General features: G+C 32.3%; 29 protein-coding genes and 4 pseudogenes. 27 read left to right on the top strand and 6 right to left on the bottom strand.

Translation table 11 applies throughout. From position 1 onward, the window contains the following. The 4 genes from ACFHWD_RS06350 to ACFHWD_RS06335 all read left to right on the top strand — a co-directional run. On the top strand, positions 1-241 hold a 241-nt coding region (locus tag ACFHWD_RS06350; RefSeq protein WP_378061052.1), incomplete at its 5' end, for a DUF4351 domain-containing protein. 782 nt (positions 242-1,023) lie between these two features. Beyond that, positions 1,024-1,320, top strand: a complete 297-nt coding sequence (locus tag ACFHWD_RS06345; protein ID WP_150356263.1) for a UPF0175 family protein — start codon at positions 1,024-1,026, stop codon at positions 1,318-1,320. Further along, complete coding sequence (locus ACFHWD_RS06340) at positions 1,313-1,672, top strand: hypothetical protein (RefSeq protein ID WP_378061050.1); 360 nt, start codon at positions 1,313-1,315, stop codon at positions 1,670-1,672. Before ACFHWD_RS06345 ends, ACFHWD_RS06340 begins: the two co-directional genes overlap by 8 nt. Then, positions 1,673-1,834: a DUF3368 domain-containing protein gene (locus tag ACFHWD_RS06335; RefSeq protein WP_378061058.1), complete on the top strand. Its 162-nt coding sequence runs from the start codon at positions 1,673-1,675 to the stop codon at positions 1,832-1,834. It begins immediately after the preceding gene. Here the strand turns inward: ACFHWD_RS06335 and ACFHWD_RS06330 are convergent. Beyond that, positions 1,807-2,129 (bottom strand): annotated as a pseudogene (locus tag ACFHWD_RS06330) (transposase); the annotation flags it as partial. The gene ACFHWD_RS06335 and the pseudogene ACFHWD_RS06330 overlap by 28 nt on opposite strands. A 108-nt stretch (positions 2,130-2,237) precedes the next feature. Between ACFHWD_RS06330 and ACFHWD_RS06325 the strand changes: the two are divergent. The 4 genes and pseudogenes from ACFHWD_RS06325 (at position 2,238) to ACFHWD_RS06310 (ending at position 4,684) form a co-directional block, all read left to right on the top strand. After that, the gene (locus ACFHWD_RS06325) at positions 2,238-2,507 is read left to right on the top strand and encodes an AbrB/MazE/SpoVT family DNA-binding domain-containing protein (RefSeq protein ID WP_150356265.1); all 270 of its coding nucleotides are present in this window, start codon (positions 2,238-2,240) and stop codon (positions 2,505-2,507) included. Next, positions 2,497-2,766, top strand: coding sequence for a hypothetical protein (locus tag ACFHWD_RS06320; protein WP_190972171.1), 270 nt, complete (start codon positions 2,497-2,499; stop codon positions 2,764-2,766). Before ACFHWD_RS06325 ends, ACFHWD_RS06320 begins: the two co-directional genes overlap by 11 nt. 216 nt (positions 2,767-2,982) lie before the next feature. Next, positions 2,983-3,906 carry an IS21 family transposase gene (istA, locus tag ACFHWD_RS06315; RefSeq protein ID WP_347562616.1) on the top strand — a complete coding sequence of 308 codons (924 nt, stop codon included), beginning with the start codon at positions 2,983-2,985 and terminating at the stop codon, positions 3,904-3,906. Positions 3,907-3,968: 62 nt separating this feature from the next. Further along, a pseudogene (locus tag ACFHWD_RS06310) lies at positions 3,969-4,684 on the top strand (ATP-binding protein). On the opposite strand, the gene ACFHWD_RS06305 reads toward ACFHWD_RS06310, so the two are convergent. Continuing rightward, the gene (locus tag ACFHWD_RS06305; protein WP_378061047.1) at positions 4,635-5,036 is read right to left on the bottom strand and encodes a hypothetical protein; all 402 of its coding nucleotides are present in this window, start codon (positions 5,034-5,036) and stop codon (positions 4,635-4,637) included. The pseudogene ACFHWD_RS06310 and the gene ACFHWD_RS06305 overlap by 50 nt on opposite strands. A 667-nt stretch (positions 5,037-5,703) precedes the next feature. On the opposite strand from ACFHWD_RS06305, the gene ACFHWD_RS06300 reads away from it, so the two are divergent. The 12 genes from ACFHWD_RS06300 (at position 5,704) to cmr5 (ending at position 15,601) form a co-directional block, all read left to right on the top strand. Continuing rightward, the gene (locus ACFHWD_RS06300; protein WP_378061045.1) at positions 5,704-5,877 is read left to right on the top strand and encodes a hypothetical protein; all 174 of its coding nucleotides are present in this window, start codon (positions 5,704-5,706) and stop codon (positions 5,875-5,877) included. Positions 5,878-5,916: 39 nt separating this feature from the next. Next, positions 5,917-6,258: a hypothetical protein gene (locus ACFHWD_RS06295; RefSeq protein ID WP_150356268.1), complete on the top strand. Its 342-nt coding sequence runs from the start codon at positions 5,917-5,919 to the stop codon at positions 6,256-6,258. A 93-nt stretch (positions 6,259-6,351) separates the two neighbouring features. Continuing rightward, positions 6,352-6,585: a hypothetical protein gene (locus ACFHWD_RS06290; RefSeq protein ID WP_150356269.1), complete on the top strand. Its 234-nt coding sequence runs from the start codon at positions 6,352-6,354 to the stop codon at positions 6,583-6,585. A 451-nt stretch (positions 6,586-7,036) separates the two neighbouring features. Continuing rightward, positions 7,037-8,059, top strand: coding sequence for a type III-B CRISPR module RAMP protein Cmr1 (gene cmr1, locus ACFHWD_RS06285; protein WP_150356270.1), 1,023 nt, complete (start codon positions 7,037-7,039; stop codon positions 8,057-8,059). Between the two features lie 17 nt (positions 8,060-8,076). Then, positions 8,077-9,024 (top strand): type III-B CRISPR module RAMP protein Cmr4, encoded by a 948-nt coding sequence (cmr4, locus tag ACFHWD_RS06280; RefSeq protein ID WP_150356271.1) that lies wholly within the window; start codon positions 8,077-8,079, stop codon positions 9,022-9,024. Between the two features lie 2 nt (positions 9,025-9,026). Continuing rightward, complete coding sequence (locus tag ACFHWD_RS06275) at positions 9,027-9,410, top strand: type III-B CRISPR module-associated protein Cmr5 (RefSeq protein WP_378061042.1); 384 nt, start codon at positions 9,027-9,029, stop codon at positions 9,408-9,410. After that, a complete protein-coding gene (gene cmr6, locus ACFHWD_RS06270; protein WP_150356273.1) occupies positions 9,410-10,234 on the top strand; it encodes a type III-B CRISPR module RAMP protein Cmr6 in 825 nt (274 codons plus the stop codon). Before ACFHWD_RS06275 ends, cmr6 begins: the two co-directional genes overlap by 1 nt. A 13-nt stretch (positions 10,235-10,247) precedes the next feature. Beyond that, positions 10,248-11,789 (top strand): type III-B CRISPR-associated protein Cas10/Cmr2, encoded by a 1,542-nt coding sequence (locus ACFHWD_RS06265; protein ID WP_378061040.1) that lies wholly within the window; start codon positions 10,248-10,250, stop codon positions 11,787-11,789. Continuing rightward, positions 11,786-12,856: a type III-B CRISPR module-associated Cmr3 family protein gene (locus ACFHWD_RS06260; RefSeq protein ID WP_378061038.1), complete on the top strand. Its 1,071-nt coding sequence runs from the start codon at positions 11,786-11,788 to the stop codon at positions 12,854-12,856. Before ACFHWD_RS06265 ends, ACFHWD_RS06260 begins: the two co-directional genes overlap by 4 nt. Further along, the gene (locus tag ACFHWD_RS06255; RefSeq protein ID WP_378061036.1) at positions 12,853-14,316 is read left to right on the top strand and encodes a hypothetical protein; all 1,464 of its coding nucleotides are present in this window, start codon (positions 12,853-12,855) and stop codon (positions 14,314-14,316) included. The genes ACFHWD_RS06260 and ACFHWD_RS06255 overlap by 4 nt, the downstream gene beginning before the upstream one ends. Positions 14,317-14,331: 15 nt before the next feature. After that, positions 14,332-15,210 carry a type III-B CRISPR module RAMP protein Cmr4 gene (cmr4, locus tag ACFHWD_RS06250; RefSeq protein WP_378061034.1) on the top strand — a complete coding sequence of 293 codons (879 nt, stop codon included), beginning with the start codon at positions 14,332-14,334 and terminating at the stop codon, positions 15,208-15,210. Further along, positions 15,203-15,601 (top strand): type III-B CRISPR module-associated protein Cmr5, encoded by a 399-nt coding sequence (gene cmr5 / locus ACFHWD_RS06245; protein WP_150356278.1) that lies wholly within the window; start codon positions 15,203-15,205, stop codon positions 15,599-15,601. The genes cmr4 (ACFHWD_RS06250) and cmr5 overlap by 8 nt, the downstream gene beginning before the upstream one ends. A 281-nt stretch (positions 15,602-15,882) precedes the next feature. On the opposite strand, the gene ACFHWD_RS06240 is transcribed toward cmr5, so the two are convergent. Continuing rightward, entirely contained in the window at positions 15,883-16,107 is a 225-nt protein-coding gene (locus ACFHWD_RS06240) for an ATP-binding protein (RefSeq protein ID WP_328706998.1), read from the bottom strand. A gap of 166 nt (positions 16,108-16,273) precedes the next feature. Between ACFHWD_RS06240 and ACFHWD_RS06235 the strand changes: the two genes are divergently transcribed. From ACFHWD_RS06235 to ACFHWD_RS06220, 4 genes are all read left to right on the top strand, one after another. Then, positions 16,274-16,591 carry a hypothetical protein gene (locus ACFHWD_RS06235; protein WP_378061031.1) on the top strand — a complete coding sequence of 106 codons (318 nt, stop codon included), beginning with the start codon at positions 16,274-16,276 and terminating at the stop codon, positions 16,589-16,591. A gap of 29 nt (positions 16,592-16,620) precedes the next feature. After that, complete coding sequence (locus ACFHWD_RS06230; RefSeq protein ID WP_378061029.1) at positions 16,621-17,103, top strand: hypothetical protein; 483 nt, start codon at positions 16,621-16,623, stop codon at positions 17,101-17,103. Between the two features lie 229 nt (positions 17,104-17,332). Further along, complete coding sequence (cobT, locus tag ACFHWD_RS06225; RefSeq protein WP_378061027.1) at positions 17,333-18,415, top strand: nicotinate-nucleotide--dimethylbenzimidazole phosphoribosyltransferase; 1,083 nt, start codon at positions 17,333-17,335, stop codon at positions 18,413-18,415. An 18-nt stretch (positions 18,416-18,433) separates the two neighbouring features. Further along, on the top strand, positions 18,434-18,787 hold the full coding sequence (locus tag ACFHWD_RS06220) for a DUF4351 domain-containing protein (RefSeq protein WP_378061025.1): 354 nt from the start codon (positions 18,434-18,436) through the stop codon (positions 18,785-18,787). 81 nt (positions 18,788-18,868) lie between these two features. On the opposite strand, the pseudogene ACFHWD_RS06215 reads toward ACFHWD_RS06220, so the two are convergent. Then, positions 18,869-19,909: pseudogene (locus ACFHWD_RS06215) on the bottom strand (methionine gamma-lyase); the annotation flags it as partial. Positions 19,910-19,930: 21 nt separating this feature from the next. Continuing rightward, positions 19,931-20,998, bottom strand: a pseudogene (locus ACFHWD_RS06210) (sigma 54-interacting transcriptional regulator); the annotation flags it as partial. A 344-nt stretch (positions 20,999-21,342) separates the two neighbouring features. On the opposite strand from ACFHWD_RS06210, the gene ACFHWD_RS06205 reads away from it, so the two are divergent. The 3 genes from ACFHWD_RS06205 to ACFHWD_RS06195 all read left to right on the top strand — a co-directional run bounded on the left by ACFHWD_RS06205 (position 21,343) and on the right by ACFHWD_RS06195 (position 23,634). After that, positions 21,343-22,758 carry a Na+/H+ antiporter NhaC family protein gene (locus ACFHWD_RS06205; protein WP_326839064.1) on the top strand — a complete coding sequence of 472 codons (1,416 nt, stop codon included), beginning with the start codon at positions 21,343-21,345 and terminating at the stop codon, positions 22,756-22,758. 152 nt (positions 22,759-22,910) lie between these two features. Then, complete coding sequence (locus ACFHWD_RS06200; RefSeq protein ID WP_150356282.1) at positions 22,911-23,216, top strand: FlxA-like family protein; 306 nt, start codon at positions 22,911-22,913, stop codon at positions 23,214-23,216. A gap of 169 nt (positions 23,217-23,385) precedes the next feature. After that, on the top strand, positions 23,386-23,634 hold the full coding sequence (locus ACFHWD_RS06195) for a late competence development ComFB family protein (protein ID WP_378061022.1): 249 nt from the start codon (positions 23,386-23,388) through the stop codon (positions 23,632-23,634). Positions 23,635-23,702: 68 nt separating this feature from the next. Here ACFHWD_RS06195 and pepV read toward each other — a convergent pair whose 3' ends face one another. Continuing rightward, positions 23,703-25,097, bottom strand: coding sequence for a dipeptidase PepV (gene pepV, locus ACFHWD_RS06190; RefSeq protein WP_150356283.1), 1,395 nt, complete (start codon positions 25,095-25,097; stop codon positions 23,703-23,705). Between the last annotated feature and the right edge of the window lie 11 nt (positions 25,098-25,108).

The following is a 25,108-nucleotide window of genomic DNA, read 5'->3' as shown; positions in this document are numbered from 1 at the left end:
GAAGTTTGAACTTGACAAAAAGCTTGAACAGAAAGGTAAAGAAGAGGGAAAAGAAGAAGAAAGAGAAAAAGGCAGGAAAGAAAAGGCAGAACTGCTTATTGAGCAGTTGAGAAAAAAGTTCAATGGATTGCCAGAGAACTATGAAAATAAAATAGAAAATCTTTCTAATGATAAAATTAAAGTCATTGGTGTGGATATATTTGATATAGAAAAGATAGAGGATTTGGAGAGGTATTTTTAGGAATTCAGTTAATAGTGAAGAGTTGATGTTTGTATGGATATAGCAGCACTGTCAATTGTAATGAATCAGTCAAAGGTTCAGTAGGATGCAGGTATAGCAATTATGAAAATGGCCATGTATAGAAATAATCAGGCTGCAGCATAGATGACTGAAATAATGCCGAATATTTCAATAGATCCTAATCTGGGAAACAAGACAGATGTCAGGACATGAATTAAAAATATAGTTTTTTATTCATTGAAATAGATACTTTATGAGGTTTATTTTATATGAATATGTTAGTGTTTATGCTACTATCTCTAACAATTATTTTAAAATTTGGTATTATGTTTAATATCAGGGGGTCATATTAGATTCTATGTCTGAAGGTAAAAAGGCATTTGTAATTGTTGGTTTTTCATATTGGGAAGTTGATCAAGAAGAATTTAATTGGTTTGTAGATAATCTTCCAGTGTTTAAGTTATGAAGGTGATTTGTGGAATTCTTCTACAATAGATTCTTATGATTTAATTTATGGTGGAATAGTAGATGAACTTAAAATAGAGATGAAAATAATGATCCTTATAATCCTGCAAGTATACTTGAAACTATTTCTCAATATATTAGCCAATTAAATTTAATAAGTATGATCCCTTAACTACAAATATATATCGTGGAAGGATGCATAAAAAAGATGAGACTTTGTCATGAGTTGTTGAGTTTGCACCACCTCCTATCAGAAAAAGCAAAGGCTAACTAATAATATGATTGTGATATAATAATAAAAAGGAGGTTTGAGGTTTATGGAATTAAGGAAAAACAATGTTGTGATTATATCGCAAGATGTAATTCCGTTATTAGATGATTTGGCACATGGTGATTCACTTGATGAAAATGTACGTATTTCAATAGCAATAAGTTTGTTTGTGGCTAATAGTGTTTCTTTAGCAAGAGCATCAGAAATTGCAAAACTTTCATTAAATGATTTTATATATACGCTTAAATTAAAAAATATACCCTGGAGTGAATATACCGATGAAGATATGAAGGAGGATGAATTAGCATTAAAAGACTTGATGAAGGAGTACAAAGATGATTAAAGTTATCTGCAATTCTAGTCCTATCATAGGTTTATGCATTATTAAAAAATTAAATTTACTATGGCAACTTTTTGATAAAGTGTATGTAGCTGAAGAGGTGTATAGGGAAGTTGTACAAAATAATGAGTTAAGACATTATGGCGAGCAAGAACTCATTAATGCAGTGAGAGATAATAAAATGATAATTTATAAAGTAAAAAATAATGAGTTGGTTGAGGCAATGATGGGAAGATTGCATCGAGGTGAGTTGGAAGTAATACAAGCAGCTAGAGAATTAAATATAAGTAGAGTTATTATTGATGATAGATCTGCTAGGAATAGAGCCAAAGATATGCTGCTTAAGCCAATTTGAATCATAGGTATTTTACAGCTGGCAAAGAAATTGGGCAAAATAAATCAAATTAAGTCATATTTGGATATCCTTATTCAAGAAGATTATAGAATTTCAAAAAGATTATATTTGGAATCTTTAAAGATAGCTGATGAAGAGGACTGTGACAGACCGGCAAAGTAAAGGACTCTGGCTGCTTTATATCCAGCATCTATCCACTTTTTTGCTATAGAGACCCTGTCGGTTACCTGGGGTTTGATTTACTCCTGAGTTCCCTTAGAATCGAAAGTTCAAGTTCTTTATCCGCAACAATCTTTTTTAATCTATCATTTTCAGTACTTATGGATTTCAGCCTGTTTTCAATCTCTTTCAACCTGCTGTCCTTGTTTCTTGGAAGTGGACTTACCGATCCTCTCTTCTTGCTGGCCTTCACCCATCCATAGACAGTATCTCTTGAGATATCATGGCGTCTTGCAACTTATGAAAATTTATATAACTTTATTTAAAATTACTATGTACAATAAATAAAAATCCGTATATAATAAAGTTAGAAAGTAAGAAAATAATAATTTAAGAAGGTGATCATATGATTACTCAATTAAGAGAAAAGTCTCAGATTACAATTCCAAAGGAAGTAATAAAGAAATTGAATTTAAAGACTGGGGATTCTATAGATATTGATATTGAAGATAACAAAATTATTCTGAAACCTGTAGTTGTAGTTCCGAAGGATCAAGCATGGTTTTGGAGTAAAGAGTGGCAGCATGATGAAAAGCAGGCAGATAAAGATATAAAAAATGGAAAAACTAAAAAATTTAATTCTGCACAGGAGTTGTTTGACGATCTTGATAATTGAACGTACTGATAAATTTAAGAGAGAATATAAAAAACTGCCTGATGATGTTAAAGGATCTTTTAAAAAACAATTTTCTAAATTTATCGAACATCCATATGCTGAATTTCATCCATCTTTACGTATAAAGAGGATACAAGGTACTAATGGTATTTTTGAAATGACAATTACTATGAGTATTAGAGTAACGTGGCAGTATATAGATAATGGAATATTACTAAGAAATATAGGTAAACATGATAAAACTTTAGGTAATCCATAAATTTGATTATCTAAAGTTTTATTTAATGGGGTAGAAGGAGCGTCCGTGTCATGTATGAGTATTCCGGCTTTAAATCCATCATCTATCCGGTACATAGAAATCATCATTCCAGTTTTTAAGAAATCATCATTCCGTTATGCAGAAATCAGCGTTTATAAATCTTATAATGAAGTTATACATCTAAAAATGTAAATTCATTATAAGGAGGTCATGATTATGACCAAATATCGGGAAATCTTAAGGCTAACCAGTCTTGGATTCACCCAGCGTAACATCATGCAAAGCTGTGGTGTTGCACAGAAAACTGTTGTCAAAGTCCAGCATCGTGCAAAAGAATTAAATCTTGTATGGCCATTGGAGCAAAATATTACAGACAAGGCTTTGGAAAATCTAATGTTTCCTAAAGCAGGCAAAAACAACAGCAACAAAAGAATGCCAAATCTAGCTTACATCCATAAGGAACTATTCCGCAACGGGGTCAGCAAAAAGCTCCTATGGACAGAATACATGGAGGATTGCCGCCTCAATGGTGAAGAACCACTTATGTATTCAAAATTCTGTTATTACATACAGCAAGACGAGCAGAAACGTCGCGCTGCTATGCATATCAACCGTAAACCCGGTGAACAAGTTGAAGTTGACTGGGCAGGAGATCCAGCGCATATCATTGATCCAGATACCGGTGAAATCATCAATGCCTACATCTTTGTCGGTGTTATGACTTACAGTCAGTATGCCTATGTTGAAGCATTTATCAATGAGAAACAGCAGGCATGGATCAGTGCCCATGTCCACATGTACCAATACTTTGGCGGCGTGGCAAAAATTCTCGTACCAGACAACTGCAAGACGGCTGTGGTATATAATGGCGGATGGCATAATCAGCAGTTGAATACCATTTACCATGAGATGTCTGAACACTATGGTACAGCCATTATACCTGCAAGGGTCCGCCGTCCTAAAGATAAACCAAATGCGGAAGCCTCTGTCAATGGAATATCCACCTGGATTACTGCTGCATTACGCAATGAACAGTTCTTTTCACTGGCCGAATTGAACAAAACTATCCGTGAGAAACTAGAAGCTTTCAATGCAAAGCCTTTCCAGAAGAAAGAGGGCAGACGGAAGAACCCAAACTGAAAACTACACGGAATAAATATGGCATCACAAGGGGTGCCGATTATTACAGGAGGTAACACACTATGACTAATCAGAGCACCATTGACAAATTAATTGAAATGCGCCTGACCGCTATGTCAGATGCATTTTGCAGCCAGCTGAATGACTCTAAGATTAAAGATGTGCCTTTTGAGGATAGATTCGGTATGCTGGTCGATATAGAATTCAGCAGCCGTAAGAACAAACGCCTGAAAAGGTTGATTAATAAGGCTGAATTCGACCAGCCTGAAGCTTATATTGAAGACATTGATTACACTTCAGGCCGTAAGTTGAATAAAGATCTCATCAAAAGAATTGCAACCTGTGAATATATCACTGAACACCGGAATTTATTACCGGCGCAACAGGCTGTGGAAAAACTTATATGAGCTGTGCTTTTGGTATGGAGGCCTGCAAACAATACTATAACACGAAATATGTAAGGCTTCCTGATCTTCTCATTGATCTTGAGATGTCAAGGAACGAAGGCACATATAAGAAAGTTATGGTTAAGTATGCCAACCCTGTGCTCCTCATCATTGATGAGTGGCTTCTGCTGAAACCAAATGAAAATGAACAGAAGGATATCTTTGAACTTCTCCATCGGAGACGGAAGAAGTCATCCACCATTTTCTGTTCCCAGTATCGTTCAGAAGGCTGGTATGAGCAATTGGGCGGTTTTGACAGCCCTCTGTCAGATGCATATAAAATCAATATCGAAAGTATTGACCCATCAAAGGATATATCAATGCGGATTTAGGGAACGTACCTAGATTTGTGTAAATCAAATCCAGGTACGTTCCCCCTTCTTGCACATTGGTCTTTTCAAGAAGGTTTTTCAGTTCTTCAGACCACTGGTGCTGCAGATTGTCCGTCGTTTTCTGAAGATCCCTCAGCAGATGGACATTGCACTCAATATTGCTGAAGCTGTACTCCCTGTTATAATTCACCTTGTTGTGGTCATGCATGACTGTTGTTTCCTCCGGCAGCAGCTTTAATATTCCGTTATCATCAATCCCTTCTTTATTTTTATGTGGATGTGCCTTATAAAGTGCCGTCTTTTCATCGCCATAGAATGTTATTATGAGGAGCCGTATGCGGGAAGGCCGCACGTACAGATTCTGTGGAGGGATTATGTTGTAAGGTGTAAGTCTACTCGACTGAAAATTCGAAAGGATGTCTTATTGCAGGAGAATTATCAAAATTGCCTGATATCGGAAAAGAAATTGAAAGGCAGTTGAGAGAAAAATAAAATTAGTAGTAATAAGATTTGAATTAAAAGAACAAATGTTTGAATAAGATTAACTTTTTGTGAGCATAATGTATGATATAATAAAAATAATAAAGCAGGGTGGTTGATGGATTTGGCGGATGAAAAGATCAAGTGGCATCCGGCGTTTGCGGCGGCAGTGCAGCTGGAACTCAAGGAATACAGAAAATATCTTGAATTTATAACGGAATATCAGCTTACGGATGAGCCTCTCAGGATAGATGTACTGGTAATTAAAAAGCTCAGGGAAATTAGGATAGACAAATCTTTGGGCAGGTTATTTAAAAAATACAATATACTGGAATACAAATCTCCCACAGACTATATATCAATAGATGACTATTACAAGATCAAGGCATATGCTTATCTCTATAAAGCACTTTCAAGGGAAACAGATAAGATTAATATAAATGAAATGACCATAACTCTGACTTCCAGCAGATATCCCGGGAAATTGCTTGATTATTTGAAAAATGAGATAAAGGCTGATATNGATTAATATAAATGAAATGACCATAACTCTGACTTCCAGCAGATATCCCGGGAAATTGCTTGATTATTTGAAAAATGAGATAAAGGCTGATATAGAAAAAGCTGGCAGCGGCATATATTATATAAAAGATACGGACATAGACACTCAAATTTTAGTGTCAAAACAATTGGATGACGGAGAAGCCGGATAATTAAAACTGCTTCAGAATCGGCAGCAGGACAGGAATTTGATGAAAAACTGGCTGACAGAATACATAAGTAATATAAAGGATCCGCTTTATGCAGTTATAATGGATGTACTTGCAAAAGTGGATCCCGATGAAATATTGGAGGTGTATAAAGATATGGGAGTGCCGAAAATAAGTGAAAGCAATATGGAATTTTTGATGGACATGATTAAGAAGTTTGAACTTGACAAAAAGCTTGAACAGAAAGGTAAAGAAGAAGGTAGAGAAGAAGATGCAATAAATTTTCTGAAACTTGGAATAGATGAAGAAATGATAGCCAGAGGAACGGGATTAAGTATTGAAAGAATACTGGAACTGAAGGAAAAATATCAGATTGAGAGTTGATAATGAAGATTTTCTGTGATAGCTGAAAATCTACCAATACTGTTAACTCTTAATTTTCAACTTTCCACTATTTAATGGGAGGTGTATAAAGATATGGGAATGCCGAAAATAAGTGAGAACAACATGGAGTTTTTAATGGACATGATGAAGAAGTTTGAACTTGATAAAAAGCTTGAACAGAAAGGTAAGCAAGAAGGTATAGAACAGTTGATATTAAAACAGTATGGCAAGGGACTTTCAGTAGAATATATAGCAGATATAAATGACATTGATGTTGAGATTATAAGAAAGATCATAGAAAGATCTGATTTATCAAATGATTCTTAGAGAGTGTCCATAGATTTGTGTAAAATAAAATTTATTTGGAAATTACTATAGGATTATAAGCTCCTGTAGTAATTTTTGTTTGCAATAATGCTATTATTATCCATCCCTATGTAAAATAGTACAGGCAATAATTTTACATAAATGGTTCTATTCTATCTTTAAACATTTGTTTAATAAATTTCATTGTGTACAGTTCCGTCAGTATTCTTTGATTTTTCATTTAACTTAATTTCATTTTTTTATAAAGCTTCCTCTCTTTGAGTATTTCGTTTCAATGACCGTGTTAGTTGTCTTATTGAAACGAAATACTCAGAAAATTAATTAAAATACTATTTTTTGAGAAATTATTATAAATAATTGTCTTATTGAAAGGAAAAATAAATAAAATGTAGAAATTATATGTAATACAACAATGATGTATAAATTTTGAATCTACATAAGGAGAACTGATATGGAAAAAATTATATTAAAATGCAGGTTTATCACACCTGCATTTGTATATGGTAATGGTAGTGAACCTGAAATAAGAGCATCTTCTATAAAAGGGCTTATGAGGTTTTGGTGGCGTGCTGCATATAAAGAATTTAAAAATGTTATTGATATGAGAAATAAGGAATCGGAGATATTTGGAGGTAAAATTATAGAAGGAAAAGAGGAATTTTTAAAGAAATCTAAAGTAAAAATTATAGCTGAACTAGGAGATACTTATACAATATTAGGAAATGGAAATTTAAAACAAACCTGTAATCATATGAAGGGATATGAATATCTCTTTTATTCTATACTCTATTTGAATAAAGACAAAAAATATTTTGATGAAGGAACAGAATTCAGTGTGACATTACAATTTCTAGATAAAAATAAGGAATATGTGAAAGAGTATTTAAAGGCATTTAATTTACTTGAGATTTTTGGGGGGATAGGTACTAGAAGCAGAAGGGGAGGAGGGAATTTTGTTGTAGAAGACATAGATAATAAGTCCAGCCTCAGTATGGATAATATTAAAAAATATTTATATACAGAGTGTTTCAAAAACGAAAAACCATTAATAAATTACTGCAAAAATATACTTGAAGTTAAAGAGAGTTCGGAATGTAGAAATTATCCTAATATTATTTCGGAAGGATGTAAAATCTATCTGTGTAATCTCAATATGGAGAATAGTAAAATCAAAAATAATTTTATGGACAATTTGAATTTTATAGGGAGAACATATAAAGAGATAAGAAATAATTATTTAAAATCTGAATCTTCAAGCTCTAAACCTGTAAGAGGAGCATCTCCTTTGATTATTAAGATTTTAAGGGATGGAGCTGATTGTAAGATATTATTGATAAAATTAGCAGGTGTTTTTAATTCAACTGAAAAAAATAAAAAGGCTTATGAAGGAGAGAATGATATTGTAGATCTTTTATTTGAAAAATATGATGAAATGCTAAAGAAAGGTAGAATAAAAATTTGTAGATTGAAATAATTTTGGAGGAATTATGGATGAATGAATTATTGTTATATAAATGTGAAACGCCTCTTCATATGGGATCGGGTACTGAAATGGGATTAGTGGACATGCCAGTTCAAAGGGAAAAACATACTGGATTTCCCAAAATGGAATCTTCAGGTATAAAGGGCATTTTTAGATGTGATTTTGGAAATAAGACGGAAAATAGGGAATATACCAATATATTTTTTGGCCCTGATAAAGATAATAATGATGCTTATACTGGAAGTTTAAAATTTACAGATGCCAAAATTTTATTTTTTCCGGTGAAATCTGCTAAAGGTATTTTTGGATGGATAACTTGTCCCTTTGTGCTTGACAGGTTTAACAGAGATCTGGAGATTATGAATATTGATAGTAAAAATAAATTTACAAAAATAGAACTTAAAGATGTAATGCCTTCCGGAAATACAGCTTACATAATTTCAAATGATTCGAACTTGATAATTAGTCGTAATAGTGAAAGATATATCTGGCTGGAGGAGTTTGGATATAAAGTTACAGAATTACCCGAGAATTCTAAACAACCTATATTTAAACTTTTAAAATATATAAAAGATAATTATATTTTCGATAAATTAAAAAAGGATATAGTTGTTGTGAGCAATGAAGTATTTGATTATTTTGTAAATATGAGTACTGAGGTTAATACAAGAATTAGAATAGGATCTGATGGAGTTGTAGATTCAGAAGATGGAGCTTTATTTACAGAAGAATATATTCCTGTTGGATCCATAATGTATGGATTTTTAGATACGCAGATAAGGATATCAGAAGAAAAAGTAAAAGATATAGTCGGAAAAAATTATAGTGGTAAGATTGATAAAATAAGTGAAGTGTTTGAAGAATATTTAAAAAATGTAAAAATTCTTCACTTTGGCGGTAATGAAGCTCTTGGAAAAGGTATTGTTAGTTTATATAAATTGGGATGTGAAGAATAATTATGAATGATAGAGAAAAATCTAAATTTATATTCAAAAATTTTAAAGAAAAATACAGAATAAATGATTTTGATATCCCTGGGATAAAAAAGTTACCTATGATGATTAGAAATAATGGTCTTATTTCGTCTCTTGAATATTTTATTAAAAAATTTAAAAATGTTAAAAATAAGAACAAGAAGTACATGTTGACGCTTAGGTTTGTTTGTGATTATATTTCATATACATGGTTTAATTCAAAGGGTGTTAAGGAAATTGAAATAGTAAATAAAGTCATGGAACTAGACAGCAGCAGCTATATGTTCCTGCAAAAAGATGTATATGATTTTTCAATCCAACTTAGAAATTTAATATCAGTTCTCGAAAAAGGAGAAGATTTAAAATAATGGATTATAGTAAATTGTATTTTGATATAGATAATCTTAAGTTTCATAATTTATATGATGGTAAAAATAAAAAGCATGAAAATATTTCATTAAATATAAGAAATATTAACTGCAATTTATTGATGAACAAATATGTAATATGGCAGGGGGATGAAGCAAAAATTTTATGTCCCAAGTATTGTAACTCTGATAATTATAGAAACCTTATGGAATATATAAGCATTAAAAACAACAAAATTATGAATTATTACAAAGAAAGATATAAATATGAGGTGGCAGAATGTCTAAAAGTGGAGAATTGTTCAAAACTTGTAATTGGACATGGTGAAATATCTGTGAGGGAGACATCTATTAAATTAGATCATATATATGGTATTCCCTTTATACCTGCAACTTCCATAAAGGGTGCTTTTAGAAATTATATAAATAATAAATACAGAATTAATGATGATGACAAAAAATCTGTTGAAAATACAGAACAGATAATAAAAATGTTTGGCAATAATGACAAGAAAGGTGAAATAATATTTCTGGATAGCTATCCTAAAAATTTTGAAATAGATGTGGATGTTATGACACCTCATTACGGAGAATATTATTCTAATTCTAAATTGCCGCGAAATGATTTAGAACCTAATCCTATAGAATTTCCAGTAATAAAAAAAGGATCTGAATTTGAAATTATAATTTTATGCAAGTATAAATGTTTTAATTTAAATGGAAAGGATAATGTAAATATAATAGATGAATTTAAAAGCTTTTTAAAGGAAATGCCTTTGGGAGCCAAGACCTCTGTAGGATATGGACGTATAAAATGTAAATAGGGAGAGGAGAACTTTGCAGAATAAATTAATGCTTGTAACAGTGTCAGGTGTTCAGAATTTTATAGCTAATGCAAGAAAAACTGTTGATTTTTATAATGGGAGCAGTATCATAATTGAATATTTGAGGAAAATATACAGAATTATAAAGGATCATATCAGTTGTATAGAAAAGCTTGAGTTGTTACTGCCTTCTAGATTGGAAGATGAAAGCTATGATATACCAAATTATTTTTTGTTGAATATTATTTCAAGTGAAGAAAATAATGATACTCTTGAAAAAAAAGTAAGAAACAACTTGAAGAATTACATTAATGATTTAAATTCTAGTAATGAAATACTTAAGTTTATTGACTTAAATGTTTATATTATAATTGTAGATTATACCGATAATGATTATAAAAAGGCCTATAAAAATTTATACAGAAAATTGGACAGCTATAAAAATGATAAATTCAAAGATAGATCGTTAATAAATTATAATATTGATAAGGATAAAAAAAGAGATAATTGTACTGTTTGTGAGATTAGAAGGGGAAAGTATATCTCAGAGAATAATCCTTTTGTAAAAAATAAAGCAGATTATGAATTTAAAGGTGAATGTTATAAAAAATGTTATGATGATATACTATGTGAGAGCTGTTTTCAGAAGAGAATAAATAAAACATCAAATGAAAAACAAAGATACAGTTCTGTCGTCAGTATAGCAGATAATAATAGCAGTTATTATGCTTTGATTAAAGCTGATATCGATGATCTTGGAAAGCATTTTTCAGGGAAATACTTGGATGAAAAAAAAGATTTGCTGAATTTCCAGAAAGAAATGTCTGGTGAAATACTGGAATTTGGTAAAAGAATAAAAGATAAAATAAGAAATACTAATTTTAAAAATGAACTTTATATTTATTCCGGTGGAGATGACTTATTGTTTTTTTCTCCTCTTTCCATGCTTTTTAAATTTATTGAATCAATTGATGAAGAATTTAAAGAACTAGAGGATAAAAGAAAATTAAGTTTATCCAAATCAATTGTTATTTCCCACACTTCCATTCCACTTAAAAAAGTCATCAACTTGTCTAGAACAAGTTTGGAAAAAGCCAAAGAAAAATTTAAAAATCATGGTAAATGTGCTTTGGCTCTATTACTTATAGATTCCAGCTGTAATGTTAGAATAACTTATTTAAAAGATAAAAAGGAAAATATAAAAGCAATTGATAAATTGGTTTATGGCTTTGAAAATCATATATCACACAGCCTGATATATGATGTGGAAAGACAGATATCGCTTCTTGGAGAAAATATGGATTTTGAAGAATATGTGGTTTTAAAAAATATTATGGATAATATAATCCAAATAGTTGTAAGTAGAAAGATTCCTGACAAGAATAATTGTGAAAAATATGTTTCAAAAATGAAATTACTGTTTTCTGAATTTGTTCACGTAAATTCTACTGATTATTATATGGATATTAACGGGTATTTTAATTTACTTCACATAATAGACAAATATTCTAGAGAAACAGGTTATGTACTGTGTGAAAAGAAGGTGGAAAATTGAAGCAAAAAATATGTTATTTTAAAATAAAGCCTAGTGATACTATGTTCTTTAGAAGTGGATCAATTTTTAAAAAAAGATTTGGCAATTATATAGAAAGCTTAGATATACCGTATCCTTCTGTATTTTATGGTGCTATATTTTCAATGCTTTTAAGACAGAAAAAATTCAAATATATTTTAGAGTATATAAAAAATAAGTCAGGTAATATTCCAGAGGAATTAGAAAAAGTATTTAAAATAGATGGAATATATTTATATGATGAAGTTAAAAAACGGATGTTTATAAAAGCTCCTTTAGATCTTTTTGAAAATAAATTTGGCACGGCTTTGGGAATTTATAAAGATAATCATTTTTATAGTCCTATAAGTGATATAAGCAAATATGAAAGAGCTGACGGAAAATTTATAGGGTTGGATGATTTAATTAATAGTTACTACAAGGGATTTATAAATAAAATTCAATTATATTCAAGAGATTATTTTTTTACTACATATATTAAAACTGGAATTGAAATGGATAGAGGAATTGGGAGTGCTAAAAATAACTTTATGTACAGAGTTAATATGGTAGAGTTTGCTGATAAAAGATTTTCATATATAGTGAAATGTAGAATTGATCCTGAAAATATTCCTTTTGAAAATGATATTTTAAAACTTGGAGGAGAATCGAAAATAGCATCTGTTGTATTTACAGATAAATCTATAAATGTCTTAGATGATTTAGAAAATTATTTTAATAGAATAACTATTTTTAACAATAAAATAAAAGTCATTCTGACAAGTCTAATGATAATTGATGGACAAGATAATAAGGAGAAAAAAGATAACATACTGATTAGAATTACGGGAAGACCAGATTATATTGGCGGGTTTGATATGGCTTCAGGGGAGCAGAAAACTATAAATAAAGCTATTCCAGCAGGGAGTGTTTTAATACTGGAAAATGATTGTTTTAAAGGTAAAAAGATTGGTGAAATATATAATAAATTTATACTAGATGTTAAAGAAAAATTTAAGGGATTTGGGAATGTAATTATAATGCCTTTTGAAAGGGGAAATAAATTATGAAATTAAGAGATATTTGGGAAAATATAGATATATATGCCATATGTTCAACTTTAAATCAGATTGTAAATTATATTCCAATTAAGGTTGTAAGATCACAAAATTATAATAAACCTGTTAAAATACTCAATATTACTGTGAAAAGTGAATCAGAAAAGGATAGCGTCTTTAAACGGTTTGACAATAAAGAGTGGGATAAAAATTTATTTGATGTTCTTAAAAAAAGAGAATCTAATATAATCTATTCTGATGAAGATGAAAGAAATGTTATTGAAATTGAGAGAAAAGAGGTTAAATACATAAAAGATGAGCTTTGTAAAAAAATAATCAGTAAAAATAAAGATGATGGTTTGAAATTTTTGGATGGTATATGTAATTATATGAACGGGATATCTTCGGAAAATAAAATACTTTGGAATATCACGGGAGGCCAGAGAAGTACAGTATTTGCCATACAGGAATTTATAAAGAAAAATCAGAGGAAAAATGATTATTTATTGTATTTGGAAGGAAATTCAAATAAGATAGTTTATGGAAAACTGAACAATTCAGGATTTCAATATGAAATATTGGATGAAAAATACAGTATAGATAATTTACATATAAGAGATGTATTTCAATTGGCTGGATTTGAAATAACAAACAGAAAAAATGAACTAATTAATTTTCTTGATGATTGTAATAAAAATATTGATACTAAAGAGTGCAAACAATTAAAATTATGTGAGAAAATTTATAAACATTATAGGAATGAAAATGATATGGAGCTTGGAGAATTTTTTAGAGAAAGGCTTTTAGAATTAAATAAGCATAAAGATAAAAATGGCAACATGATATGTAATGAGGAAAAAGTTGAAAAGTTTTGGAACGAGCTTAAGAAAAAAGATTTTAAAAATGAATTTGATAATGAGGATAAGAATATATTATTAAATATGAGAAATGATAATCAAAATAAATTCGGATATATATTGGAGTATATGTCAATATCATCTATAGTGAATACTATAATACAAATTCCTGAAATGAAAAATTATTTTATAGGAGTTTATCATAGTATTAATTTAAATAGAATAGATAAAAAGTTTAAGGAAAAGGATACTACTCAATTATGTGAATTTGATATAGTATTATTATCAAAAAGTGGACAGGTTGTATTGTTTGAGTGCAAATCAGGAGTAATGTCAAGTGATGTTGCAAAAGCAAGACAGTATACAGCTTATGCAGCAGGTGGTGTATATGGGAAACCTGTTTTGATAACGCCGATTCTGCAATATGATAGAAAACTTATAAATAAAATTTTTAAAAATAAAAGTAGTTTAGATAAAGCTGATAGAGAAAAAATTGGAAAATATAATTCAACAGTTATATATGCATTGAGGGCAGCTGCAAGGGCCAACTTGGAAGTTTGGGGTATAGATGAGATAGGTGAGAAATTAAAAGAATTATATGAAGAGGCTCTATAAAAATGGGGGATTTAAATGAATAAGTCAAAAATGCTTTTTTTAAAAACAATAGCACCAATGCATGTTGGAGCAAGTGAAGGTTTGGGAATGGTGGATATGCCCGTACAAAGAGAGTCTTCTACCAATATACCTAAAGTTGAAAGCTCTACTTTTAAAGGAGAGTTGAGGGAAGCTTGTAGAAAATTATTTAATGAAAAGGATATTCCATTATTGTTTGGAAAAGAGGGAAAAAGTGGGAAATTGGCATTTACTGATTTTAAATTATTATTTTTTCCAGTGAAATCATCTGTAAACATATATTCACTAATATCCTGTCCTTATATATTAGAAAGATTTTTTGAAGAGAGTATTTTATATAATACAGATTATGATATAAATAAAGAAAAATTGGGAGAGCTAATAGATGAATGTAAATATGTTAAAGATGATATGGTGCTGATACCATTTGATATTGATAAAAATATTCCTAAATATATTTATTTGAATGATTATTTATTTAAAACAAGAAAAATAAAATTTGAAGACATGTTTTGTGGTATGCAGGATTTCAATACTGTTTTGAATAGAATTGTAGTTGTATCTAATAAAAATTTTATTGATTTTGTTACTTATTATACAGAAATTGTTATGAGAAATGAAATAAATAATGATGTAAAAGCTTCAAAAAATAAAAGTCTGTTTACTCAAGAATATATCCCTTCTGAAACTATATTTTATGGAATAATTAGTAAATTCAATGATATTTTCGATAAAGAAAATAAAGACCAAGTTTTTAATAAGTTTATGCAAAAGCTTTCTAATGGACAATTGAAAATTCTACAAATTGGTGGAAATGCTACATTGGGAAAAGGATTAGCTGAGATAATTAGTTTGGGGATGAATTTTGATGGATAATAAAAGTAGAATAATAGATTTAAACAGGAAAAGGGCAATAACTTCCTATATAAATTTAAAAAGATTCTTAAAAGATTGTAATATAAATGATAATAACAAGAAAAGAATGAGGAGTTGCTGTAGAAAATTACCTTTGCTGATAAAAAACAATGGACTGTTAAATACATTAAATTTTATAAAAGAAAAAGATAATGGAAAAAATGAATTTTCATATTTGTATTCATGGATTGAAGATTGGTTGAATAGGATAGAAGATGATCATGGAGGAGATATAATAAAAAAATTAGTAACTTTGGATAATAGTGGATACTATATTTATACTAAGGAAGCAATTCAAATATCCATTTGGTATAAAAGACATGCAGAATCGATGATAGCAGAAGCGATGTAAAGGTAAAAATAATTAAAGTCTGAAAGTATTAAAGTAGGGTTTCCCCATTAAATCGGCTTATTATACAAGAGGTGTGAAGAGTTTTCAGAATGTTGTCAAATGGTTGCTTTTTAAGTGGCTCAATAGAAGAAGTCAGAGAAGAAGTTACACATTTGATACATTCTTGTTATTTTTCACAATAAATCAGCAGGGAAAATCCAGAATAAAGCAGATAAAAGTCCGGAATAATTTGCAGGATTATCAGGTTATTTGAACATAATGAAAAATAAATTTCACAATATTTAGGCTGAAGTTTTGCAAATAATAAAAGGATTTTGTGAATCCATTCTGAAATTGAAGAGAAGGCAGATATCATTTAGGAAATGACTTGAAACCATATGCATTTCATCAAGAATGAAAACAGGAGTGATTTTTTGATTGCAGTAAAAATTGAGAATTGCCTGCTGCAGTTGGGCAAAGAGATCAGCCTTGCGAAATCGGGGCTCTTTACCAAGACCATAGGCTATGCCCTGTAGAAATCACTAACAGAGACAGTTGAAAGGGGAAAATATATAAATTTATAAAGAGGCTGGTTTAAGGATGCAGTAAACTTTCTTAAGAGGGTAGTTTTGCCGCATCCGGGTTAATCAGAGAACGATAATAGGGTAAATTGTTAAAAGGGGAAAGCTTAAAATGATTAATATTATTTCAAGGGTTATTAATAGAAATAAAATGATGAATATCCGCATAAAGAATAAAAATGCACTGGGTGATTTGAATGAAAGAATGAAGGAGCAAAAACCTTTCGATGCTGATGATTTCAAAGTGGATCAGTTGAAGATGCAGCTTAGAAAGGGGCAGCTGGCCGAAAGTCATATACAGGAGGGTATGTCACTTCTTCAGCAGAAAAGGAAAGCTGTGGATGAGCTGAAGGATATGTCCAAAGATTTGAAGAAACTGTCGAAAAATATAATGACGTCAACTGTACAGAAGATGAAAAGGAAAAAATAGAAAAAAACGCGAGAGAGATTATAAATAGCATGGACAATATAATGAATGATATATTTGGTGATAAAAGCTTGTTTGCAGGCAGACAGGTCAGTATAGAGACCAGTCATGGCTCAAATATTGTAGTAAGGGGAAATCTGGATATAAGTCTGAATTTTTATGGAGATGACGGTCATAAAAGTGAGGACATACATGGTATACATATAGAGGGAGATTTGAGTATTGTATCAATACTTGAAAATACAGCTCAAATAGAAAAGAAACTCATAAAACCTCTGGATGATGCTTCCGATGAAATAAAAAGCCAGATGGTGTCTGTGGTAAATGATGCTATGTATCAGGATATGATAGTGGAAATGGCAGCTAAAGGTCTGGCGGATTTGAAAGAAATTGATGGATACACTAAAAGCAAAATTATAAACAACTCCAAGGATATTCTTGAGAATGCAGCAGAAGCTCTTTACTGCCAAAGCTCTAATTTGGACAGAAAAAGAACTTCAGCACTTTTAACATGAGATTTTTGGTTCACGGAGCTGGATTTGTGTAAATCAGATCCAGCTCCGTTATTTTTATATATGTATAAGTGATGATAAATGGTAAACTGTGATTGACAAAATTACAAATTAAAAATTGATGCTGAGGCTAATAAGAATCTGCTATAATAAAATAAAGAGATAACCGGTCGCCCAGGCTTTGGGGAAAACCGGTTCATCATAAATTTTAAAAACATTGGGGGACAGTAAAATGGTACTTAAAGAAATTTCAGAAAAAATTACAGGGTTAAATACAGAGGCGGCTGAGTGTGCACGCAATCTGCAGGACAGTCTCGTAAAACCGGCTGGTAGTTTAGGTGTGCTTGAAAGTATCAGTATTCAGATGGCGGGCATTACGGGCAAAGTAAAAAGCAGTGTAGAAAAAAAAGTGCATTTCGTGTTCGGGGCGGATAATGGCATCTATGCGGAAGGTGTGACCGCAGCTCCACAATATTTTACAAACTTTTTAATGCGCGGCTATGCTTCAGGGAAAAAATGCGGGATAAATGTTCTTTGTGAGTACAACCATGTGGATCTTCGGCTTGTTGATATGGGCATTATCGGTGAAATTGAAGATCCCCATATTTATAACAAAAGGCTTATGCCAAACGGAACTAACGATTTTTACAAGGAGAGGGCCATGAGCCGTGAAATAGCTTTAAAAGCAATAGAAGTGGGTTTTGAATTTGCGAAAGCTGCATCCAGTGAAGGCTACGATATCATCGGAACTGGCGAAGTCGGCATGGGCAACACCTCCACCGCGGCAGCCTGCATCATGGCGGCACTTGGAATAAACAATGCCGAAAAAGCGGTTGGAAGAGGCGGCGGCCTGAGCGACGAAGCTTTTGAAAATAAAAAGCGGGTGATCACTGCGGCACTTGCTATGCATGAACCTGATGCAGACGACGTTGTTGACATACTTTCCAAGGTGGGCGGACTTGACATTGCGGCAATGACAGGATTGTACATAGGCGCGGCTTATTACCGAAAACCGGTGATTATCGATGGTGTGATTTCAATTGCCGCAGCATTGCTGGCATATAAATTCAATCCTCTTACGAAGGAATTTATGATTCCCTCCCATATTTCTGAAGAACCTGCGTACAGGCTTGCGGCAGATGCAATGGAATTAAAACCGATGCTGAATCTCGGCATGCGTCTTGGAGAGGGTACTGGCTGCCCGATCGCCATGGGAATTGTGGGCAATGCCATGGCTGTCATCAATAACATGAGCACCTTTGAAGAGGTCAATATGGATAATGAATACCGCAAAGGCAAAGGCATCAAAGCGTAAGTGTAGGTTCTAAGCATATTGAAAGCCTGGCTAAAAAGCATAATGAAACTCAGGTTGGATGGAGAATCCAGAATAAAGGCAGAGGAAATATTGGAAAAATCCAGTCGGAGGGAGGTGGATTCCATGGTATCAAATTTAGGTAAAACTATAGACAACATTATAAAGGAAGGAAAGACGAAGGGTCTGGAAGAAGGCAGGAAAGAAGGCAAGTCAGAATTAATTATCAAGATGCGTTCTAAAAAATTTAACAAACTTCCAGAGAACTATGTTCATAAGATAGATGATTTATCAGATGAAACCCTTGATAAAATTGCTGTGGATATATTTGATATGAAAAGGGCGGAAGAACTGGAGAGATATTTTAAAAATTGAATTAGTGAGAGATTTAGAAGCAGGATAATAGATAAATATATTATCCTGCTTTTATAATTTGTTAGTGTAAAAAGTTAAAGGTTATTTTGCTATTAGATCAAGAGCCTGTTTTAAGTCATCTATTATATCTTCTGCATTTTTCAGGCCGACAGATAATCTTACGAGGCCGTCGCTTATTCCAGCAGCATGTCTTTCTTCTGCTGAATAGGGTGAGTGAGTCATGGAAGCAGGATGTTCGATAAGAGTTTCAGCATCTCCCAGACTTACTGCAAGCGTAGCTAGTTTTAAGCTGTTCATAACTAGTGCACCTTCTGATACACCGCCTTTTAATTCAAAGGAAATCATGGCACCAGGAAGTTTCATTTGAGATTTGGCTAGATCATGATATTCGAAGCTTTCAAGACCAGGGTAGTATACTTTAGAAACAGCGGGATGTGATTCCAAAAACTTGGCAACTTCCATGGCATTTTCACAATGTTTTTCCATTCTTATAGGTAAAGTTTTCATCCCTCTTATAATGAGGTATGCGTCAAAAGGACTGAGTACTGCACCTGTCATATCTTTTAATCCGAAAAGTTTAACCTGATCTATGAATTCTTTTTTACCAACTGCAAATCCGGCGATAACATCTCCATGGCCATTTAAGTATTTGGTTGCAGAATGAACAACTACATCAGCACCTAATTCCAGAGGCCTTTGGATATATGGAGTACAGAAAGTATTGTCTACAAATACAAGACAGTCCCTGTTGTTTTTGTGGGCTGCAGCAGATATTTTTTTGATATCGTTGATTTTTAATGTTGGATTTGCTGGGGTTTCGAGATAGACAACTTTAGTGTTTGGTTTTAAAGCTTTTTTTAAATCTTCAATATTTGTTGCGTCAACAAATGTCACATCAACACCGAATCTTGTAAGGCCGTGATTTAGAAGAGAAAAAGTACATCCATATAAAGTGTCTGATGCAACTACATGATCGCCAGCCTTAAGTGCAGTCCAAAGTGCGGCAGAAATTGCTCCCATGCCAGATGAAGTGGATACGGCAGCTTCACCGCCTTCTAGTAAAGCTAATTTATCTTCAGCTTCTGAACAAGTTGGATTTCCAAGCCTGGAATATATATATCCGTGTATATATATAGGTATTACATTTAGCCTATAATATAAATCTTCTCTAAAAGTATTTTTTTTGATCATATCTTCTAAATTTCTATTGGTTGCCGCAATTATTCTTACATCTATTTTTTCTTCTACAGTACTGCCTATCTTTCTTATAGTACCTTCCTGTAAAACTCTTAGAAGTTTTGCCTGAAGAGGAAGGGACAGTTCTCCTATTTCATCCAAGAATAAAGTACCATTATTTGCTGCCTTAAATAAACCGTCTTTGCCATTTTCTGCTGCACCGGTAAAACTTCCTTTTACATACCCAAAAAGTTCACTTTCTATAAGATTATCCGGGAGGGTGGCACAATTTATAGCTGTGAAATTCTTATCTGCTCTTGAGCTTAATTTATGTATAGCCCTTGCAAATAATTCCTTGCCTGTACCGCTTTCACCGCGAAGGAGTATAGTTGAATTGCTTTTTGCCACAGATGTACATATCTTTTTAGTTTTTATAATGGAGGGACTGCTGCCTATAATATCTTTAAATGCAAACTCTTCTTTTGAAGTAATGACATTTGACATTTCTAAGGCCTCATTGATGTCTTTAAGTGAGGCAACGGCAGCTATGGTTTTCCCTCTATCATCTTTCACAGAACGTCCTGAGGTGATATAGTGGAAACCATCTTTGGCATCTTTTGTAAGCACTTCGATATTGTCATAATTTTTACCGCTTTTTAGAAGGTTAATGATAGGTCCATCGAAGCCTAAAAGTTCTTTTATATTTTTCCCAACTATATTTTCTTTTTTTCTGTGAAATATTTTTTCACAATAATTATTGAAGAGTTCTATTTCTCCTCTGTGGTTTATAGCTAGTATACCATCTTGTACGGCATCTATAATGGCGCGAAGCCGCCTTTCGTTTTTTTCATAAGAAAGTAATTCGATTTCATGAACTCTTAAAACTCCATCTATATTGAGCAGATTTTCAATTGTATTTGATTTTTTTTCTTCTTGTAAGGTTTCAGACTTTACGTATACTTTGTTTGGAAAAACCTCGAGAGAATGAATACTGATGTTATTTTCATAAAGCTTTTTTAAAATATCTAAAACCATTCCTATTCGATCATGTGAGATTATTTCAAGTCTTAAGTAAGTTTTCATAAACGCCACTTTCCTTTTTAATATAATAGTGAATTGATTAAATGCCTACTATATAATTTTATATTTAAAACAGTAATTGTTTCAAGTAAAAATGAAATGCTATAACATAATTTAATAGTCTAAATGTCAACTATTAGTGACTGCAAATTGACAATATAGGTAGTTACTTCCTTTAAATAGTATTAAATTATAACTGTAAAGAAATTTTTACAGTTGTAAATATTTCTTTGCATTTTAATTGACAAAGTGGTTTGAAACGTTTACGAATTTTTTAATAGTTAAATTATTTTGCTAAAATTCTAGCTATTGCAATTTTTAAGTCCCTTGGCATAATAAGTGCTATTATTAAACATGTTCAAATTTGCATAAAAACATTGAAGGAGGTATTCAGGACAATGAACGAAAAGAAAGGTAATGCTATAGCACTGCTACCCTTGGCCGTATTCATGGTGCTATTTCTTGGTGTTTCAATTGTGATGAAGGATTTTTATAAAATGCCAGTAGTTGTAGCTTTAATAATTGCATCAACTATAGCTATACTTCAAAACAGAAAAATACCTATAGAATTAAAAGTTGAAAGATTTTGTAAAGGTGCCGGAGATTCCAGCATAATACTCATGTGCTTGATTTTTATCCTGGCAGGTGCTTTTGCGGAAGTGAGCAAAGCTATGGGAGCTGTGGATTCTACTGTAAATCTTGGACTAGCTGTTTTCCCACCTGGCTTTATGGTAGCTGGTATATTTATAATTGGCTCTTTTTTATCCATGTCACTTGGAACTTCTGTTGGAACTATAGTGACGCTAACACCTATTGCAATTGGGATTGCACAGAAAACGGGTTTACCCATTGCATTTTTAGTTGCTGCTGTTGTCAGCGGAGCTATGTTCGGTGATGGACTGTCTATGATATCAAATTCTACTGTAGCTGCTACAAAAACCCAGGATTGTGAAATGGTAGACAAATTCAAGGCCAATATAAAAATAGTATTTCCTGCAGCTGTTATAACTCTGCTCATATATTCCTTTTTAACTTTTGGCATGCAGGTCAATCACACAGGAGCTTATAACTATCAGTTTATTAAAATACTGCCTTACATAGCTGTACTGGTAGTGGCTTTAACAGGCTTTAACGTAGTATTGGTGCTGGTTGGAGGTATCGTATTAGCAGCTGTAATAGGTCTTATTTATGGTTCTTTTGATATATTTACGGTATTTCAGCTTTGTGCAAAAGGTATTGCGGGTATGGAAGACATATCTATAATATCCATATTAATTGGTGGTATAGGTGAATTGATAAAATTCAACGGCGGTATAGATTTTTTGCTGAATACAATACAAAAAAGAATTCACTCCAAGAAAGGTGCCGAATTTGGCATTGGTGTGCTGGTTAGTTTAGTAGATCTATGTACTGCCAATAATACTGTTTCTATAATTATAGTCGGTTCACTAGCTAAAGATTTATCTGAAAAATATGGTGTAGATAGAAGAAAATCTGCCAGTCTTTTAGATACCTTTGCCTGCTTTGTACAGGGATGTATACCTTATGGTGCCCAGCTTTTGGTTGCTTCCAGCCTTGCGGCAATTTCACCATTTTTAATAATGAAATATCTCTGGTATCCGTATCTTTTGGGGGTTGCATCAGTGCTGGCCATAATATTTGGAATACCAAAGTTTAAAACTCCGGCTAAGGGGTGCGTAAAATTAAGCGCTTAGACTCCTGAGGGTAATGAACAAATATCAATTTATTTTTTACTCAGAATATATTTGATATGGATGAAATAGAGGAACTTGAGAAATATTTTTAAGAAAATATTAAGGAAGTTGTTCTAAAATTACTATGATTATTTTGAAAGGAGGTTTTACTAATGGGTATTTCTTCGATTTCATCCATATCAAGTTCGCAAATATCATTTAATAGTAATGATTCGAGTAAGCTTGAAAGTGAAATAGAAAGTATTCAGCAGCAGATAAATCAGGAAAATTTAAGCAAGGATGATGAAAAAACAAAGAAAGTCAAAATTCAAGAATTGGAGAACAAACTGTATCAATTGGAATCACAGCTTCGACAGGGGCAGTCACAGAAAATAGAGAATGTAAAAGTTAGCGGCAATGATAATTCCAATAATCTGTCAGACAAGAATTCAGATAGCACAATCGATGTATTTGCGTGATTATGGAAATTAAATGATGTAAGAAAAAGGTAAGTCAATAGCTGATTAAGACTTACCTTTTTTTTTATGATAACGATTTGTTTGCAAAGCTTATCTTTTTTGAATGGTATAATGGTATAATAAAAATGTAGAACAATTTAAGAAGGTGAGCCAGCTGGTAAAAAATTATATGGAGGATGTGGTGGATAAACTTTTGCCTGAGGTTTTAAAAAACTATGACAATATATGTAAATGCCCCAAGTGTATTGATGATATAAAGGCTATAGTTTTGAACAACCTTAAGCCTAGATATATATCTACGGAAAAGGGGCTTTTATATACTAAAATTAACGAGCTTTCCAGAGAATTTAACACTAATGTGATAAAGGAAATAGCATTGGCTATAAATATAGTATCTGAAAACCCACATGATTGTTAAAAAACCAGCGTCATTTAGACGCTGGAAATATTGAGTTTTTTTCTTTTAGAAACAATTATGACTGTGAATTATTTTGCAAGTTCGTATATTGCATGAGCATATATTTTGGCGTTCGTTATTAGATCTCCTATTTCGATGTATTCATTGGCCTGATGGTCAAGATCCGGTTTCCCGGGGAATATTGGTCCAAATCCAATTATATTTGGAAGTTCTTTGGCGTAAGTTCCTCCGCCTATTCCATAAGCTTTTCCTTCCTTACCCGTCTGTTCAGTATAAACTTTAAGCAGGGTTTTGACCAATTTACTGTCTTCTGAAAAATAAAGAGGTTCATCAGCTGCCACTCTTTCTATTTTTGCACCACACTCTGCAAATTTTTTGGAAAGGGTGTCCATGATTTTTTCACCTTCCACAGTAACGGGATATCTCATGTCTATCCACAGGTCAGCTGCTTCTTCATCGATTTCGGCAACTCCTACATTCCAGGATAATTTTCCCGAGGGTTTGTCTTTGCAGGCTATTTCAAGTGAAATACCCTCTGTATCAAATCCGATGTACTTGTTGAAGAAGTTTATATAGTCTGCGAGAGGAGAAGATTTTTTTACAATAGTTCCTAAAAAGTCAAAAGTCTGCATTATGGCATTTTTACCCAATTCAGGTGTACTTCCATGAGCTCCTACTCCAAAGGTATGCAAAACTACGCCGTTGTTTACTATTTCGGTTTTCATGTTGTAGCCTTTTTTATCTGCAAATTCCTTTACTGCTTTGACAATACTTTCTGTGTCTTTTGTGGCTATCACAGTTTCACATTTATCGGGTACCATGTTGGGCCTTATTCCGCCTTTTAATGATTTGATTTTGATTTCACAATTACAACAAGAACTTAATTTTTTGACAACGTGAAATCTTCTTATGCCCTTTTCAGCATTTATAAGTGGATACATGGCATCTGGAGTAAATCCGGATATAGGAGCCTTTTCCTTTTTATTATAAACGTGCATTTCAGAACTTCCAGTTTCTTCATTTGTTCCGAAAATAACTCTTACTTTTTTTGAAAGCGGTATTTTAAGATCTTTTATGGCCTTTAGTCCGAAAAGGGATGCAATTGTTGGACCTTTGTCGTCCAATGTACCCCTTCCGTAAATCTTGTCTTCATGAATTTCAGCCCCATAAGGTGGATGAATCCAATTGTCTCCTTCCGGCACTACATCCATATGTCCGAGAACTGCTACATAATCTTCTCCTTCACCATATTCTGCATATCCGTAGTATCCATCCTCTTCCTTATATGTTTTGAACCCAAGATCGGCTGCAATTTCGAGAGCCTTATCCAGAGTTTTCCCTACGCCTTCGCCAAAAGGAATGCCTGGTTTTCCTTCACCCTGGGTGCTTTTGATTTTAACTACCTCTTGAGTTGCCTTAATCAATTCTTCTTTCATCTCATCGATTTTTTTATTAAGTTGCATGCATATTCCTC

This window comes from Clostridium sp. MT-14 (assembly GCF_042436595.1).
Classification (GTDB): Bacteria; Bacillota; Clostridia; order Clostridiales; family Clostridiaceae; genus Clostridium_B; species Clostridium_B aromativorans.
This window is presented reverse-complemented; position numbering and strand designations above follow the sequence as displayed.

Excerpts from the sequence above, each read along its gene's own strand:
- ACFHWD_RS06345 (WP_150356263.1), top strand. The coding sequence starts at position 1,024 with ATGGAATTAAGGAAAAACAATGTTGTGATTATATCGCAAGATGTAATT.
- ACFHWD_RS06340 (WP_378061050.1), top strand. The coding sequence starts at position 1,313 with ATGATTAAAGTTATCTGCAATTCTAGTCCTATCATAGGTTTATGCATT.
- ACFHWD_RS06325 (WP_150356265.1), top strand. The coding sequence starts at position 2,238 with ATGATTACTCAATTAAGAGAAAAGTCTCAGATTACAATTCCAAAGGAA.
- istA (WP_347562616.1), top strand. The coding sequence starts at position 2,983 with ATGACCAAATATCGGGAAATCTTAAGGCTAACCAGTCTTGGATTCACC.
- ACFHWD_RS06300 (WP_378061045.1), top strand. The coding sequence starts at position 5,704 with ATGACCATAACTCTGACTTCCAGCAGATATCCCGGGAAATTGCTTGAT.
- ACFHWD_RS06295 (WP_150356268.1), top strand. The coding sequence starts at position 5,917 with ATGAAAAACTGGCTGACAGAATACATAAGTAATATAAAGGATCCGCTT.
- ACFHWD_RS06290 (WP_150356269.1), top strand. The coding sequence starts at position 6,352 with ATGGGAATGCCGAAAATAAGTGAGAACAACATGGAGTTTTTAATGGAC.
- cmr1 (WP_150356270.1), top strand. The coding sequence starts at position 7,037 with ATGGAAAAAATTATATTAAAATGCAGGTTTATCACACCTGCATTTGTA.
- cmr4 (WP_150356271.1), top strand. The coding sequence starts at position 8,077 with ATGAATGAATTATTGTTATATAAATGTGAAACGCCTCTTCATATGGGA.
- ACFHWD_RS06275 (WP_378061042.1), top strand. The coding sequence starts at position 9,027 with ATGAATGATAGAGAAAAATCTAAATTTATATTCAAAAATTTTAAAGAA.
- cmr6 (WP_150356273.1), top strand. The coding sequence starts at position 9,410 with ATGGATTATAGTAAATTGTATTTTGATATAGATAATCTTAAGTTTCAT.
- ACFHWD_RS06255 (WP_378061036.1), top strand. The coding sequence starts at position 12,853 with ATGAAATTAAGAGATATTTGGGAAAATATAGATATATATGCCATATGT.
- cmr4 (WP_378061034.1), top strand. The coding sequence starts at position 14,332 with ATGAATAAGTCAAAAATGCTTTTTTTAAAAACAATAGCACCAATGCAT.
- cmr5 (WP_150356278.1), top strand. The coding sequence starts at position 15,203 with ATGGATAATAAAAGTAGAATAATAGATTTAAACAGGAAAAGGGCAATA.
- ACFHWD_RS06235 (WP_378061031.1), top strand. The coding sequence starts at position 16,274 with ATGATTAATATTATTTCAAGGGTTATTAATAGAAATAAAATGATGAAT.
- ACFHWD_RS06230 (WP_378061029.1), top strand. The coding sequence starts at position 16,621 with ATGGACAATATAATGAATGATATATTTGGTGATAAAAGCTTGTTTGCA.
- cobT (WP_378061027.1), top strand. The coding sequence starts at position 17,333 with ATGGTACTTAAAGAAATTTCAGAAAAAATTACAGGGTTAAATACAGAG.
- ACFHWD_RS06200 (WP_150356282.1), top strand. The coding sequence starts at position 22,911 with ATGGGTATTTCTTCGATTTCATCCATATCAAGTTCGCAAATATCATTT.
- ACFHWD_RS06195 (WP_378061022.1), top strand. The coding sequence starts at position 23,386 with ATGGAGGATGTGGTGGATAAACTTTTGCCTGAGGTTTTAAAAAACTAT.
- pepV (WP_150356283.1), bottom strand. The coding sequence starts at position 25,097 with ATGCAACTTAATAAAAAAATCGATGAGATGAAAGAAGAATTGATTAAG.